This is a genomic window from Zoogloea sp. 1C4 (assembly GCF_009469605.1).
Classification (GTDB): Bacteria; Pseudomonadota; Gammaproteobacteria; order Burkholderiales; family Rhodocyclaceae; genus Zoogloea; species Zoogloea oryzae.
The window spans coordinates 1-14863 of sequence record NZ_SSXU01000002.1 but is presented as its reverse complement, the minus strand read 5'-3'; the positions used below and the strand labels follow the sequence as shown (position 1 = coordinate 14863).

12 protein-coding genes and 1 rRNA gene are annotated in these 14863 nt (G+C 64.4%); 1 reads left to right on the top strand and 12 read right to left on the bottom strand.

The genetic code is table 11. The features are described from left to right. Nucleotides 1-13: 13 nt before the first annotated feature. From GH681_RS23920 to GH681_RS02555, 10 genes are all read right to left on the bottom strand, one after another. A complete protein-coding gene (locus tag GH681_RS23920; protein ID WP_194271117.1) occupies nucleotides 14-3157 on the bottom strand; it encodes a methyl-accepting chemotaxis protein in 3144 nt (1047 codons plus the stop codon). Nucleotides 3158-3199: 42 nt separating this feature from the next. Beyond that, nucleotides 3200-3703 (bottom strand): chemotaxis protein CheW, encoded by a 504-nt coding sequence (locus GH681_RS02595; protein ID WP_153159903.1) that lies wholly within the window; start codon nucleotides 3701-3703, stop codon nucleotides 3200-3202. A gap of 128 nt (nucleotides 3704-3831) precedes the next feature. Next, on the bottom strand, nucleotides 3832-6102 hold the full coding sequence (locus GH681_RS02590; protein ID WP_153159902.1) for a chemotaxis protein CheW: 2271 nt from the start codon (nucleotides 6100-6102) through the stop codon (nucleotides 3832-3834). Between the two features lie 35 nt (nucleotides 6103-6137). After that, complete coding sequence (locus GH681_RS02585; protein WP_153159901.1) at nucleotides 6138-6503, bottom strand: response regulator; 366 nt, start codon at nucleotides 6501-6503, stop codon at nucleotides 6138-6140. Between the two features lie 23 nt (nucleotides 6504-6526). Continuing rightward, nucleotides 6527-7729, bottom strand: a complete 1203-nt coding sequence (locus tag GH681_RS24020) for a methyl-accepting chemotaxis protein (protein WP_153159900.1) — start codon at nucleotides 7727-7729, stop codon at nucleotides 6527-6529. A 53-nt stretch (nucleotides 7730-7782) separates the two neighbouring features. After that, nucleotides 7783-8793: a flagellar motor protein MotB gene (gene motB, locus GH681_RS02575; protein WP_153159899.1), complete on the bottom strand. Its 1011-nt coding sequence runs from the start codon at nucleotides 8791-8793 to the stop codon at nucleotides 7783-7785. 61 nt (nucleotides 8794-8854) lie between these two features. Then, complete coding sequence (gene motA, locus GH681_RS02570; protein WP_153159898.1) at nucleotides 8855-9706, bottom strand: flagellar motor stator protein MotA; 852 nt, start codon at nucleotides 9704-9706, stop codon at nucleotides 8855-8857. A 187-nt stretch (nucleotides 9707-9893) separates the two neighbouring features. Continuing rightward, entirely contained in the window at nucleotides 9894-10436 is a 543-nt protein-coding gene (gene flhC, locus GH681_RS02565; RefSeq protein WP_153159897.1) for a flagellar transcriptional regulator FlhC, read from the bottom strand. A 27-nt stretch (nucleotides 10437-10463) separates the two neighbouring features. Next, nucleotides 10464-10781 (bottom strand): flagellar transcriptional regulator FlhD, encoded by a 318-nt coding sequence (gene flhD, locus GH681_RS02560; RefSeq protein WP_153159896.1) that lies wholly within the window; start codon nucleotides 10779-10781, stop codon nucleotides 10464-10466. A gap of 217 nt (nucleotides 10782-10998) precedes the next feature. Further along, on the bottom strand, nucleotides 10999-13038 hold the full coding sequence (locus GH681_RS02555) for a diguanylate cyclase (RefSeq protein ID WP_153159895.1): 2040 nt from the start codon (nucleotides 13036-13038) through the stop codon (nucleotides 10999-11001). 149 nt (nucleotides 13039-13187) lie between these two features. Here GH681_RS02555 and GH681_RS02550 point away from each other — a divergent pair, with 149 nt between their 5' ends. After that, the gene (locus tag GH681_RS02550) at nucleotides 13188-13763 is read left to right on the top strand and encodes an NUDIX hydrolase (RefSeq protein ID WP_153159894.1); all 576 of its coding nucleotides are present in this window, start codon (nucleotides 13188-13190) and stop codon (nucleotides 13761-13763) included. Nucleotides 13764-13772: 9 nt separating this feature from the next. Here GH681_RS02550 and GH681_RS02545 read toward each other — a convergent pair whose 3' ends face one another. Together GH681_RS02545 and rrf are read right to left on the bottom strand one after the other, a co-directional pair. After that, the gene (locus GH681_RS02545) at nucleotides 13773-14222 is read right to left on the bottom strand and encodes a hypothetical protein (protein ID WP_153159893.1); all 450 of its coding nucleotides are present in this window, start codon (nucleotides 14220-14222) and stop codon (nucleotides 13773-13775) included. Between the two features lie 366 nt (nucleotides 14223-14588). Beyond that, a 5S ribosomal RNA gene (gene rrf, locus GH681_RS02540) occupies nucleotides 14589-14701 on the bottom strand. Between the last annotated feature and the right edge of the window lie 162 nt (nucleotides 14702-14863).

Here is a 14863-nt window from a genome sequence, read left to right as displayed (position 1 = left end):
ACGGATTTGCAGCTCAGAACTCTTCCCACTCGCTTTCCGCCAGATTGGCGGCCTGCTGCCGGACTTTCGGCAGCGGTGTTCCAACCCGCCCCCCCTTGGCGCTGCGCAGCGGCAGGGCGGCGACCTGGGCCGTGACCGGCTTCGGCGCGACCGGCACGGGCGCCTGCTGGCCATGCAAGGCCTTCATCCGGCGGATCTCCTGGATGGTCTCGTCGGAGAGCACCGAGAAGTCGTTCAGCAGCAGGCGCTTGGCCCCCGCCTCGTCACCGGCCAGCTGGGCGCGGACGACGTCACCCGCACAGCGGTGAAAATCGGCATGGGATTTGGTGAGGCGGGCGAAGCCGGATTCCCTGGCGTAGCGCTGGCCTTCGCCGTGGATCCAGCAGCCCAGCACGCACTTGTCGTCCCGGGAGACGACGGCCGGGTCGAGGTTCTCCCCGCTCCCGGAGATGAAATCCCGCAATTTCTGCTTCCAGCCCATGTGAGCCTGGATCACGCCGTCGAAGTCGAGGGCAGTGGGCGCACGCTGCTCCTGGGCCGAGTTGCCCTTGAGCTGAAAATGGGCCACCGAGCGCACCAGGGACATGGACTGCTCCTGCAGGCTCTCGGCAGCGGCGGCGGCCTCTTCCACCAGCGCGGCGTTCTGCTGGGTCACTTCGTCCATCTGGCCGACGGCCTGGGTCACCTGCTCGATGCCGCCGCTCTGTTCCTGGCTGGCGTCGGCGATCTCGGTAACCAGGGCGGACAGGCGCTGGAAGTTGGTGACGACGTCTTCCATCGTCTGGCCGGCTTCGTTCACCAGCCTGGCGCCGTCCTCCACCTTGTCCACGCTGTCGGCGATGAGCGCCTTGATCTCGCGGGCGGCCTGGGCGCTGCGCTGGGCGAGGCTTCGCACCTCGCTCGCCACCACCGCAAAGCCGCGGCCCTGCTCGCCGGCGCGGGCGGCCTCGACCGCCGCGTTGAGCGCCAGGATGTTGGTCTGGAAGGCGATCGAGTCGATCACGCCGATGATGTCGGCGATCTTCTTCGCGCTGTCCTGGATCGAGCCCATGGTCTCGACCACCCGATTGACCATCGCCCCGCCCTGCTCCGCCACCTCGTTGCTGGAGCTGGCGAGGTTGCGGGCCTGGCGGGCGTTCTCGGCGTTCTGCTTGACGGTGGCGTTGAGCTGCTCCATCGAGCTGGCGGTTTCTTCGAGGCTGCTGGCCTGCTCTTCGGTGCGCGCCGACAGGTCGGCGTTGCCAGCGGCGATTTCCTGGGCCGCGGTGTTGATGGATTCGGACGCGTCCTTGATCTGACCGACCACCTCGCGCAGGCGCTCGACCGTGGTGTTGGTGTCGTCCTTCAGCTGGCCAAAGGTGCCGCCGTAGTCGGCGGTGATCTTCTCGGTCAGATCGCCCCGGGCAATGGCATTGAGCACCCGGGCGATGTCGTCGAGATTAGTCGCCACGATGCCCATCAGGTTGTTCATGCCGTCGGCGAGTGTCGCGAAGAAACCGGTCTTGCCCTCGAGGGACAGCCGGCGGGCGAAGTTGCCCGCAACCGCAGCCGCCATCAGGTCGGCCATTTCCTCTTCGATACGCACTTCACTGGTCCGGTCGCCCCACTCGACCACCGATCCAAGACGCTCACCCTGAGCATTGAACACCGGGTTGGCAATGAGGCTGAAGGTCCGGCCGCCGATCTTTACCTGGGCACGATGCTCGCCGGTGAGCCGGCCGAGCACGTTGCGCTGATGCGCCGGGTTCTTGTGGAAGGCATCGAAGTTGCGTCCCACCAGCCCTTCGACGCTGAATGCGGGCAGCTCCTTGCGGATGTCCGATTCGGCCTGACGCAGCATGCTCAGCACGGCTTCGTTGCAATAGACGATCTGACCATCGTTGTCGGCCAGCATGATGTTGGTCGAGGCCTTGTCGAGGGCGTTGCGCACCCGCAGGTTGGCGGCTGACACTTCGTGGTCGGCAGCGATCTTGGCCTTCAGGCTGGTCTGCATTCCGTTGAGGGCGCCGGCGATCTCGCCGAAGGCGTCGCTCGAACACACGACCAGCGACTCATCCAGCTTGCCCGCGCTCATCCGGCCAAGGCCGGACTGGATCTCGCTGATGGAGGTGAGCATCGTGCGGCGGAAGCCGAGGAAGAGATAACCCGCCACCAGCAGACAGACGACGATCACCGCGATGACCAGCATGCGCAGCTGCTCGAGGCGCGTCAGGCGTTCCGCCAGGCGACGGTCAAACTCCGCAGCGGCGATGTCGAACAGGGCGTAGGCGCTATCCACCGCCCGGGTTCCGGTCTCGAAAACCCGGTTCGGTGCGATGTTGATCTCGGCGGCCTTAAGCACGCTGCCATTCACCAGTTCGGTGAAGCCCTGCATCTCGGAGGCCAGCGTCTTGCCCGGCCCGGCCAGGAGCGTCTGCAGGCCGGCGTCCTTGCTGCCTGCCTTCTGCACCGCCGCGTCCACGCCACTGCGCGCATCGGCGATGCGCTGCATCAGCACCCCCAGATCAACCCGCTCGCTCTCCACGATCTTCTGGCGCGATGCGATGCCGGTGCCAATCGCCCGCGTGGCGCCCGCATCCTCCGCGAGCCCGGGCAGGCGCGCGGTGAACATGTCCATGAGGTAGTAGGTTTCCAGCTCCGGATCGAGCGTCGCGTTGGTCGCGTCGGCCACCCGCGTGATGTAGTCGCGCACCCGGTTGATGTATTCGGTATGCAGGCGGAAGCTCTCCGGCCCGGAAACAGTCACGGCACGCGCCTTCACATCGGCCCAATCCTTTGCCAGCCCGCGCCAGGTGGCGTCGGTGGCGAGCTCGGCAGCACGTTGTTCGGCGCCCGCCGCATCCCCCGCCTTGAGGGCCGCATCAACCTTGGCTTCGAGTTCGGTCAGCCGGCCGGCCTGAGCCGTATTGCCACCGATGACCGCCTGCGACACACCCCGGTGCGCCTGCGCCGCCTGAAGCAGCTGACGCGCCGGCATCACAATCGGCACGGTCCGGGTCTCGAGGCGGGTAAACGCCACCTCGCCCTGGATGCGGTCGAGCAGCAGGTAGGCCAGCACGATCACCGGCACCATGCCGATGATCCCCAGCAGGGCCAGCTTGCCCTGCACGGACAGCCGGTTCATCACGCCAATGGCCGGCGAAAGAATTCCACTCATGACAGTCACTCTCAGCTTGTGTTGGGGTCGGCGGAGGCAGGCCTACTGCGCCACTTCGTCAACCAGCGCCATCTCGCTGGAGAGCATCAGGCGCTCGATGTCGACGACGATCAGCATCCGCTCGCCCAGGGCGCCCAGGCCCATGATGTAGGCGGTGTCGACCGACGAGGCGAAATCCGGCGCCGGGCGGATCTGCTCGGGCTGGAGCGCAATGACGTCCGACACGGCATCCACCACCATCCCGACCACGCGGCCGCCGATGTTGAGGATGATCACGACAGTGAAGGGGGTGTATTCGACGACGCCGACGGCGAACTTGATGCGCAGATCGACGATCGGCACGATGGTGCCGCGCAGGTTGATCACCCCCTTGATGAACGCGGGGGCGTTGGCGATCGAGGTGACGGCGTCGTAGCCGCGGATCTCCTGGACCTTCAGGATATCGATCGCGTACTCCTCGGCGCCCAGCGTGAAGGTCAGCAGCTCCTGGGCGAAGCCGGATCCTTCCGACTCCAGGGCGGCAGCGGTTTGAGTTGCCTGCAACATGGGATGCTCCTCGTTGGCGATAGAGGCTTTTACGGCAGCCCCCCATGTTTCTGAAGGCGTCTCGAGACAGTCGCCCAGCATGAAAAAGGCCGCCCTGAGGCGGCCTTCGAAACGCGCGACGGACTGTCTCAGGCCGCCGCCGGCAACACCCGCCGGGCCATGCCGACGAGCATCGGCACGTCGAGGATCAGCGCCACGCGGCCGTCGCCCATGATGGTTGCCCCGGCCACCCCCGGCACCCGCCGGTAGTTGGCCTCCAGGCTCTTGATGACCACCTGGTGCTGGCCGACGAGCTGGTCGATGAACAGGGCCGCGCTCTGTCCGTCGGCCTCCAGCACCACCATGATCCCCTTCGACCAGTCGGTGATCGCGCCCTGGATGCGGAACACGTCGTGCAGGCAGATCACCGGGAGGTATTCGCCACGCACCTGGATCAGCCGCTCGACACCGGAGACGCTCTTCATCATGCCGCGCTCCGGCTGCATCGACTCCATCACGTAGCCCAGCGGGATGATGTAGGTCTCGGGGCCGACGCCGACGCTCATGCCGTCAAGGATCGCCAGGGTGAGCGGTAGACGCACCGTGATGCGGGTGCCGACGCCGGGCATCGAATCGAGTTCGATCCGCCCGCCCATCGCCGAGATGTTCTTCTTGACCACGTCCATGCCCACGCCACGGCCGGACACCTCGGTGACCTGCTCGGCGGTCGAGAAGCCCGGCTCCATGATGAGCTGCCAGACGTCCTGGTCGCTCATCGCGTCACTCACCGCCATGCCGCGTTCCTTGGCCTTGGAGAGAATGCGGGCGCGGTTGAGGCCGGCACCGTCGTCACCCACCTCGATGACGATGTTGCCGCTCTGGTGGTAGGCCGACAGGGTGATCGTGCCGGTTTCCGGCTTGCCGGCGGCGCGGCGCTTCTCGGGGGTTTCGAGGCCGTGGTCGAGGCTGTTGCGCACAAGGTGGGTGAGCGGGTCGGTGATGCGTTCGACGAGGCTCTTGTCCATTTCGGTGGTCTCGCCGATCGTCTTCAGCTCGACCTGCTTGCCGAGCTTCTGGGACAGATCGCGCACCACCCGCGGGAAGCGGCTGAACACCACCGAGATCGGCATCATCCGGATCGACATCACGGATTCCTGCAGATCGCGGGTGTTGCGCTCCAGCTGGGCGAGCCCGTTGATGAGGCGCTCGAAGATCACCGGATCGACGTTGCTGGCCGCCTGGGTGAGCATGGCCTGGGTGATGACCAGTTCGCCCACCAGGTTGATCATCTGGTCCACCTTCTCGACGCTGACGCGGATCGAGCCACTGTCACCGCTACCGGCCGCGCGCACTGCCGGCGGCTTCTTGGTGGGCGCAGCGACCGGAGCCGGCGCCTCGACGACCGCAGCGGGTTCGGGCGCAGCCGCCACAACCGCCGGAGCGGCCTGCGGCAGGGGATCGAAGAAACCGTAAGCTGTCTCGGCCGGCGCAGCGGCAGGCTCGGGATCGGTGAACAGCCCATAGGGCTCGGGTTCGGCCGGGGCGTCGGACTGGGCGGGAAGATCGGTGAAGAAGCCGTAGGCTTCACCGCCATCGACCGAAAACACCGCCGGCGCGCCGCCTGACGAGCCATCGGGTTCGGGCTGAGGGTCAAAGAAGCCGTAGGCCTCATCGGCCGGCTGGATCATGTCGTGGAAGAAGCCGTAGGCCTCATGTCCATCGGCGTCCTGCTGGCCGAAGGGCTCGATGCGCACGGTCTCGCCGTCGGCGACAAAGTCGATGATCCCGCGGAGCACGTCGGCGCCGACCTCGGTGGTGATCCGCAGGTGACATTCCGGATTGTCGGCGGTTGGCGTGGCGAGCGTCTCCACCACGCCGAAGCTGCCCAGCTCCTCGATGAGATTGCCCAGGCGCTCCTCGGGCGATGCGCCAAGCAGCGAGAAATACAGATCGAAGCCGGTGACGCAGACCGGCACGCCCAGCGCAATGGGCTCGGGTGCCGGGATCGACGATACGGCGGCGGGCGCGTCGAGGGCGTTGCACAAGGCCTGCAGGCGATGACAGATGGCCTCTGCCGCCTCCCGGTCCGCCTCGTCCTCGCCCCGGTGGGCGGCAAGCAGGTTCTTGAGCACATCCCCCGCCACCAGGGAGGCATCCACCATGTCGTCGGTGAGCGGGGCTTCGCCCTTGCGAACCCGGTCGAGCATGGTCTCGAGGATGTGGGTGACCTCCATCATGTCCTGGAAGCCGAAGGTGCCGCTCGACCCCTTGATCGAGTGGGCGGCGCGGAAAAGCGCGTTAACCTCCTCCTCGTCGGGCGCGGCCGGGTCGATCGCCAGCAGCAACGCCTCCATACTCGCCAGGTGCTCGGCGGCTTCCTCGAAAAACACCTGGTAGAACTGGCTCATGTCTATGGCCATGCCTGTCTCCCTGACGCGCGAATGCCAGCCTCGGCTTAGCCGATCACCTTCTTGACCACCTCGATGAGCTTCTGCGGGTCGAAGGGCTTGACCAGCCAGCCGGTCGCGCCGGCGGCGCGGCCCTGGGACTTCATGGCGTCGGACGATTCGGTCGTCAGCATCAGGATCGGCACCGTGCGGTACTGGGGCATCGCCCGCAGCGACTTGATGAGGGACAGGCCGTCCATGCGCGGCATGTTCTGGTCGGTGAGGACCAGGTTGCAGGCGCGGGACTTGGCCTTGTCAAGGCCATCCATGCCATCGACAGCCTCGACGACCTCGTAGCCGGCGCTTTTAAGGGTGAAGGACACCATCTGCCGGATGGAGGCAGAATCATCAACGGTGAGTACGGTCTTGGCCATTGTCATTTCCTAAGGTTCTGAAACTAAAACAAGTCGATTTCGCCGTGCGAGACATCCTGCTGGCTCACCGGGTTGCCCCCGACGCGCTGATCGAGCGTCGCCAGTGACGTCTGGATTGCCGCGGCAGCATTGCGCAGCGGACCGAAATCACCCGCCGAAATGGCGTGCTGGATGCCATCGGTGAGGGCGTCGAACTCGGTCATCAACTGCCCAAGCCCTTCCACCCGCCGATCCACGTGCCCGATGAGCTGGGACACCAGATCCTGAAACTGCAGCGCGGTCACCGCCCGATTGACTTCCACGTCCATCTCGCGGGCCTGCTCGCCCAGCCGGACGATGGCCTTGCCGCGCTGCTGGTTGATCGATTCGATCGACGCAAGCACCTGCTCAACCTGCTGCTTCGATTCGACGGCAAAGTTCATGTCGGTGGAGGCAAGACGCTCGATCGCGTCCTCGGCGCCCTCCACGCCTTCGCGCATCGACTTCATGACGATGCTGATCTGCTGGCTGAACTGGGCGGTACGGGTCGACAGCTCGCGCACCTCGTCGGCCACCACCGCAAAGCCACGGCCGGCCTCCCCCGCCCGAGCCGCCTCAATGGCCGCGTTGAGGGCCAGCAGGTTGGTCTGCTTGGAGATGCTGCTGATCTCGCCGAGGATGCTTTCCACGTCATTGGCCCGCTGGGAGATGCGGTCGGTCATCTCGACCAGCTCCATGCCCAGCTTGCTGTTGAGGATCACGCTATCCACGACGCGCTGCATCACCGCCGAGGTGTTGGCCACGAACAGATCGAAGCGCGAACCGGCATCGCCATCCTCGTCATCCTGCGCGAGGCCGACAGCCACGTTCTGCTGAGCCTGGGTCGCCGCAAGCAGGCCGTGAAAGCTCCCCATCAGGGTGCCGATGGCAGTGGAGAGCATCTCCTGCACCCGATCCACCTCGCCCTTGATGGCCAGATGCTGGCCACGGAAGGCCTGCGTCGATTCCCGCAGCACGCCTTCGATGGCAACCAGCTCGTCGACCGGAAGGCTGGTTGCGCGCCCGTGGGCTTCCGTCGTCGCAGGTTCGGCCGACACCAGCAGCATCAGCACAACCCACCCGAGCACGAGCAGGCCGGCCCCCGTCAGGGTCGCCACAGCCCCAGCCTGGAAGTAGGTGGTGACACCTACTGTCACGCCCGACCACAGAAGGCCGACGAGTATCGCGGTGGTTCGAGAGGGTTTCATTTTCCTATTGGCAAGAATCAGAAGCAGTCGCGGTCATATCGTCACGAGCACGCTTATTCTTTAGGGCGGCCGGGTAGCCGGATGGCCTGCCCGGTGCCAAGGCCGGCGCGGATATCCCCGACGTCGACACCGGTTTCACTATTCACTTCGAGCTTCTTGTTGCCACCGCGCAGCGCGGCCTCGGCCTGCTTGTTGAGCACGATGATGCTGATCCGTCGGTTGATCGGGCCGCCCGGGTTGGCGGGATCGAGCGGCAACGTGTCGGCCAGACCGACCACCCGGACCATCTTGCCTTCTGCCAGCCCGCCGGCCACCAGCTCCCGTCGCGACGCGTTGGCGCGGTTGGCAGAGAGCTCCCAGTTCGAGAAACCCCGCTCGCCGCCCGCGTAGCGCGTCGAGTCGGTATGCCCCGACAGACTCACGTTGTTATCCACCCCGTTGAGCGTCGCGCCGATCGAGCGCAGCAGCTCCTGGGTGTACGGTTTGAGCGATGCACTGGACGAATCGAACATCGGCCGGTTCTGCTCGTCCACGATCTGGATGCGCAGGCCCTCGGTGGTGATGTCCAGCAGCAGCTGGTTCTTGAACGGCCGCAGGCTTGGGCTCGCCTCGATGATCGCCTCGATCTGCCCCTTCAGGTCTTCGAGCTTGGCGCGCTCCTTGCGCTCCTCGGCCTTCTTGACGGCCTCGGCTTCGTCCTCGCCCACCGGCTTGGTCGCGCCCTTGGCCGCCTCGATGTTCATCGAACGCCGACCGTCCACGTCGCCGCGCTTCACCTGGCCCACCGAGCGGGTCAGATCCTGGCCGCCGCCGGCGATCGGGCTGGTTGCATCGCCCGCGCCCGAACCTCCGCTCATCGCCACCTTGAGGGGCGAATTGAAGAACTCCGCAATCCCCTGCAGGTCGCCCTGTGCTGTGGAGCCGAGCAGCCACATCAGCAGGAAGAAGGCCATCATCGCGGTCACGAAGTCGGCATAGGCGATCTTCCACGCGCCACCGTGGGCACCGCCGCCGCCCTTCTTGATCTTCTTGACGACGATTGGCTGTTGGGTATCGTCACTCATGACATCGATCCGGCAGGCGAGGGAATCCGCGACGCATCACGCCGCATCACCGGGACGCGCATCACTTCTTGCTCTTGATCGCTTCTTCGAGCTCGGCAAAGCTCGGCCTGTCGGTCGAGAACAACACCTTGCGCCCGAACTCCACCGCCACCTGGGGCGCGTAGCCGTTCATGCTCGCCAGCAGCACCGCCTTCATGCACTGGTAGATCTTTCCACCCTCCTCGACCTTCTGCTCCAGCTGGCCGGCCACCGGGGCCACGAAGCCATAGGAAATGAGAATACCGAGGAAGGTCCCCACCAGCGCGCCGCCGATCATCTTGCCGAGCACCGCCGGCGGCTGGCCCACCGAGCCCATCACGTTCACCACGCCCATCACCGCCACGACGATACCGAAGGCCGGCACCGCGTCACCCACCTTCGAGACCACGTGGGCCGGGGTATGGGCTTCGTGATGGTGGGTTTCCATCTCGATGTCCATCAGGTTCTCGATCTCGAAGGCGTTGAGGTTGCCGCCAACCATCATCCGCAGGTAGTCGCACAGGAAATCCACCGCGTGGTGGTCGGCCGTGAAGGCCGGATACTTGGAGAGGATCGGGCTGGCTTCCGGGTTCTCGATGTCGCCTTCGATGGACATCAGGCCTTCCTTGCGCACCTTGGCGAGGATCTCGTAGAGCATGCACAGCACATCGGTGTAGAAGGCCTTGTTGTAGGGCGAGCCCTTGAAGATCGTCGGCAGCGCGGCGATGGTGCCCTTGATCGCCTTCGGCCCGTTGCCCGCAACGAAGCCACCGATGGTCAGACCGACGATCGCAATGTATTCGGTCGGAACCCACAGGGCCGCCAGACTGCCGTGCACGGCATAGGTGCCGAGAGACGCCGCCAGGATGATGACGTAGCCGATGATCAGAAACATCGCCGAAACCTCATTGGGTTGGCAGGCTGGGGGCGCCTGCCGGATCCGTTATTCTTCACCGGCGATATCGGCCCTGCCTGAAGAAACTTGAGCACCTGACGCAAGCCTGTCGTCACCCGAAAGCGGACAAAAAAATGCCGCCTGATCGAAACCGGCGGCGTAACCTCATCGTCAATCGAGAGGGAGGTCAGGGTATGGCAACTTCGTTCGCCTGGGCCCGCCGGGTCTTGCCGGCGCGGGACGGCACGTGGCACAGGCCACAGACGTAATCGTGGGTCGGATCGAAGCCGTGGGAGACAAAATGTCCGCCGCAGCTGGTGCAACGGGCCAGTTGCAGCAGCTTGGCGTCAAAGAAACGGATCAGCGTCCAGGCCCGGGTGAGCGACAGCACCTGCTCCATCTCGAAGGATTCAATGTGCTCGTTGTACAGCCGGTAAGCCTGGATGATGGCGTCCAGCCCTTCGAGGTGCGCGTTGGTCTGGACGAAGCGGTACAGCGCCATGAACAGCGAGGCATGGATGTTCGGCTGCCACGACATGAACCAGTCCGTCGAAAATGGCAGCATGCCCTTCGGGGGCGAGACGCCCTTTACTTCCTTGTAGAGCTTGAGCAGACGTTCCCGGCTCAGGGCGGTCTCGGCTTCAAGCATCTGCATGCGCGCACCCAGACGGATCAACTCGACCGCCTTCTGGATGTCCTGCGCTTCCTGCAGCACGCTCTTGTTTCGCACGATGGTCTCCCTCAGCCGCGGGCCGGATCAGGCCAGATGGGCGACAGGCCGCCCGGCAGCAAGGATCGCCGCGTGCAGATGCGCCGCACCGCGCTCACGGCCATGGGACGACAGCAGATCGACCAGCATGGTGTCGTTGAAGCGGAACTGACAGAGCAGCATGTTCGAATTGGCCATCCGCAGCACCTGGGCGGAACTCAACCCTTCCAGCACTTCAGCCACTTCTTCGCCGATTCCGAGGCGGTAGATGGCGGCAGCGCGGTCGGCGCGCAGCATCTGCTGAGCAAGCATCAGATAGGCCAGATTCAGTTCCCGAATCTCGTCATGCATCGTGTTTGTGTTCATCTTTATCTCCTCGACAGACCTGTCGTTATCTGCGGCAAATTCTGCCGTTCACCGGCAACTCTCGCCATGCGAGGGCTTCGGAAAATCACGTAGGAGCAAACACGTAAACGCAAGTAAGAAAATGGCCTACGCATACGCCCAAACTGGGCAGTTGCGTAGGCCATTCTGACCTGCGTACAAGGCGCGCGACGGCTTTCACCATCGGCGCCAGACGATCCTAGCGGGGCGGGATCAGCGGCCCCGGGCGCAGGGACTGGGCGGTCATGATGCGGTTGCGCCCCTTGTTCTTGGCCAGGTAGAGCGCCTGGTCCGCACGCTTCACCAGCGCATCCGGGTCCGTCATCACCGTGTCGCGGGTCGCCACGCCGATGCTCACCGACATCGTGAGGGGCTGGCCGGAAACCGTGAGCGGCGCGATCTCGACGGCAAAGCGCACCCGCTCGGCACAGGCCAGCGCCGCGTCCAGCCCGGTGTCCGGGCAGATCACCAGGAACTCGTCGCCCCCGGTGCGGGCCACGATGTCCTGGGCCCGCAGCGCGCCCTTGATCGACGTCGCCACCTGCCGCAGCACCGCATCCCCCACGTCGTGGCCGTGGGAATCGTTGTAGGTCTTGAACTGATCCACGTCGATGACCATCCCCGACAGCGGGCGGCGGGTGCGCGATGACACCGACCACTCCTGCTGCATCCGCTCGATGGCGTAGCGGCGGTTGGGGAAGCCGGTCAGCGAATCGGTCAGCGCCACTTCCTGCAGGCGCCGGTTGGATACGGCCAGCTCGGCCGCAAAGCGGCGAATCTCCTCCCGGTCGCGGTCGAGCTCCTGTTGCAAGCGGATCACCCGCTGGCCCGCACGCAGCCGAGCCGCGAGCACACGCGGGTTGATCGGCTTGTTCATGAGGTCATCGACGCCGTTCTCGAAGGCCTCGATCAGCCTGTCGTCGTCGTCGAGGCTGGTCATGATCAGCATGTAGATGCTGCGGCCAATCTTCGTCTGGCGTAGCGCCCGAGTGAGTTCGAGCCCGCTCATCTCGGGCATGATCCAGTCGACGATCATCAGCTGGGGCTGAAACTCCAGCGCCATCTCCATGCCGACGCGTCCGTCCGACGCCTCGAGCACCTGATGCCCGACGGTCTCGAGCACCTTGCGAACCAGCGCACGCATCGACGCGTCGTCGTCGACGATCAGCACGCGCATGGCCTGGGACATGCCCACCGGCAGCGTGAGCGGGTTTGCGCCACCCGGCATCGGCGCGCGCTCGACCGGCAGTTCATGGGATTCGCCCGGCAGATGCTGGACGCGAGCCTTGGCCTCCGTCGCGAGCGTCGCGGCGATCGCCTCGCCACGGCTAGCTAGTTCGCTGAACGGGGGGATCTCCAGGGTATCGAGCTCAAGCAGCGCGCCCCAGGCCTGCCACTCGCGGACCACCCCGTCGCACAGTTCGTTGATCGCCACCGGATCGAAGGCCAGCCGCCCACCGATCTCAAACAGGCGACTCATCAGGTTGGGCCGCTCGGCCTCCTCGGCCAGAAACACCTCGGCGATGAAGGATGCCAGATGCAGCGAATGGGCGATCACGAACTCCCGCGAGCCATCGGCGTAGCCCGACTCCTCGGGGGCTTCGGAAAAGAAGGCCGGCTCGTGGAAGATCCGCGGCAAGCCCCAGTCGGCCAGCATTGCCGAAGTCAGCTCCCGGTGGTTGAGCGCAAAAGCCCGCTGCTCCAGGGCCACCAGCGGGAGATCCCGATACTCGAGGGTCTGCTTCAGGACCTTCCCGTAATCCTGTGGGTAGAGCGTCGCCAACGCGAGTTCGCCGATCCGCGCCAGCAAGCCGAGACAGAACGTCTCCTCCGCCGCCGCAACACGGGTGCGCTGGGTGATGGCCTGCATTGCCAGCGCATGGACTAGACAGCTCGTCCAGTAGCGCCCGTAGTCAAAGCCCTTGCAGTTGCCGTCGCGGTAGCTCGACAGCAGCGAGAAGCCCAGCGCCAGGGTGCGGACGGCCGGCAGACCGAGCACCATCAACGCCTCCTGAACCGACGCAATCGCCCTGCGGTTGTAGCCCGTCAGCCCGTTGGCCGCCTTGATCAGCCTGCCGACGAAAGCCGGGTCGGTCTTGATGACCCGGGCGAGATCGCCCATCGAGCTCCCCTCCTGCTGAATCAGGCGGATGATGGCCAGCGCCACCCCCTTGGGCGACGGGAGATCTCCCGAGGCCTTCAGTTGCTCGAACTTCGTAACGTCGATTGACACAACCATGTAAGTTCCAATTGTTGCCGCAGTCTGGGACTGCACTACTCCATTTTATCGGTCCTGCCCACTTACTCTTGAATCGTCACCAGGCGCATCGCAGCATGGGCGACACCTTGAATTAGAATGGCGGGACTGTCCACGCGTATCCTTCGGCCATGAACTTCTGCTCTCACTGTGGCGCCCCAGTCAGCCTCAAAGTTCCCCCCGGCGACAATCTTCCCCGGCACGTCTGCGACCAGTGCGGAACAATCCACTACCAGAACCCCAAGGTCGTCGTCGGCGCAATCGCCACGTGGGAGGACAAGATCCTGATGTGCAAGCGGGCAATCGAACCCCGCTATGGCAAGTGGACACTACCGGCCGGCTTCATGGAAAACAACGAAACCACGGGTGAAGCCGCGCTGCGCGAGACCCTCGAAGAAGCCGGCGCCCGAGTCGCCCTGGGGCCGATGTTCACCTTCGTGGATATCCCTCACATCAGCCAGATCCACATCATCTACCGCGCCGAACTCCTTCACCTTGATTTCCAGCCAGGAGAAGAATCGCTTGAGGCCGTTCTGATGACTGAAGCCGAAATCCCCTGGGGTGACATCGCGTTCCGATCGGTCGATTACACACTTCGGAGTTTCTTCGACGACCGCCGACGCGATCGGTTCGAACTCCACACGACCAGCCTCACGCTACCCATGACGGGGCTCGTCAGCCCGACGACAACCGACAAGAAGTTCTGATGAGCCCAATCACGACTCATCCTTTGAGAAGACTACAGGCAGCCTGACAAACGCATCAGAGACGCCATCCCCGACCGGTGCTGGCACCTCCCGGATAGCCCTGCCCAGCAGCACCAGCGCTCTTCGATCGAGCTTCTCGACCCCGCTGGACGTCACCAGATGCACCTGTGGCCCACCGCCAGCCAGGCGGACATCCACCACGGCCGTACCCGCCACGCCCAAGACTTCTGCCTCCAGCGACTGCATGCGGACGGCTGCCGCAGCAAGCGCGATACGGTACCGGGACAGCGACACCCCCTTCGCATCTTCAGGCTCACGCCTAACCGCGGAAACCACGAGCTCCGGCGACTCTGGCGGCGTGCTCGGCTTTAGCCTGTGTGGCAACACCTGCGGCGCTTCCTGAGGATCGCTCTCGCGTGACAGCGTTCCGGCGCGCTCTTTCACAGCCTTGCCCACCACCGACGAACGCGGTGGATTATCAGGGGTTGGCCGCGGTGGCGCAGTCGTTGTCTCGACTAGGGTTGTTTCAACTCCAGCGCCAGGCACATCATGCAGACGCTGCGGGGATTCGGACGAAGGCTGAAGTTGAGCAATACGCACGGAAAACACGGGGGACAGAGGCGCTCGAACATCTCGATTCGGCGATGGCCAGAAGAGCGCCATATGCAAGAGAACAGATAGTGAGACAAGTACCGACCAATAGCGCCAGCGCATTCGAGCGTCCTTTCTCATTCAGCCCCCGCGATTTTTCTGCCGATTTTGTTTTGTGAATGTAAAGCGTAACACCCCCTGAGGCATTTTGCCTGAGGGGGTGTTGAATGGTGAGTCTGACGATGACCTACTTTCACGCACGTGTGTGCACTATCATTGGCGCGGTCTCGTTTCACGGTCCTGTTCGGGATGGGAAGGGGTGGTTCCAAGACGCTATGGTCGTCAGACTGTAACTTGTACCGTTCTGCTGCGTATTCGGGCAGAACGTCAAAGAGAAGAAGTGTGGTGTTGGGTGGTGCGATTGCGCACGTTTTTCGAGTTTGCCTTGTATTGCAAGGTTATAGGATCAAGCCTCACGGGCAATTAGTACTGGTTAGCTTAACGCATTA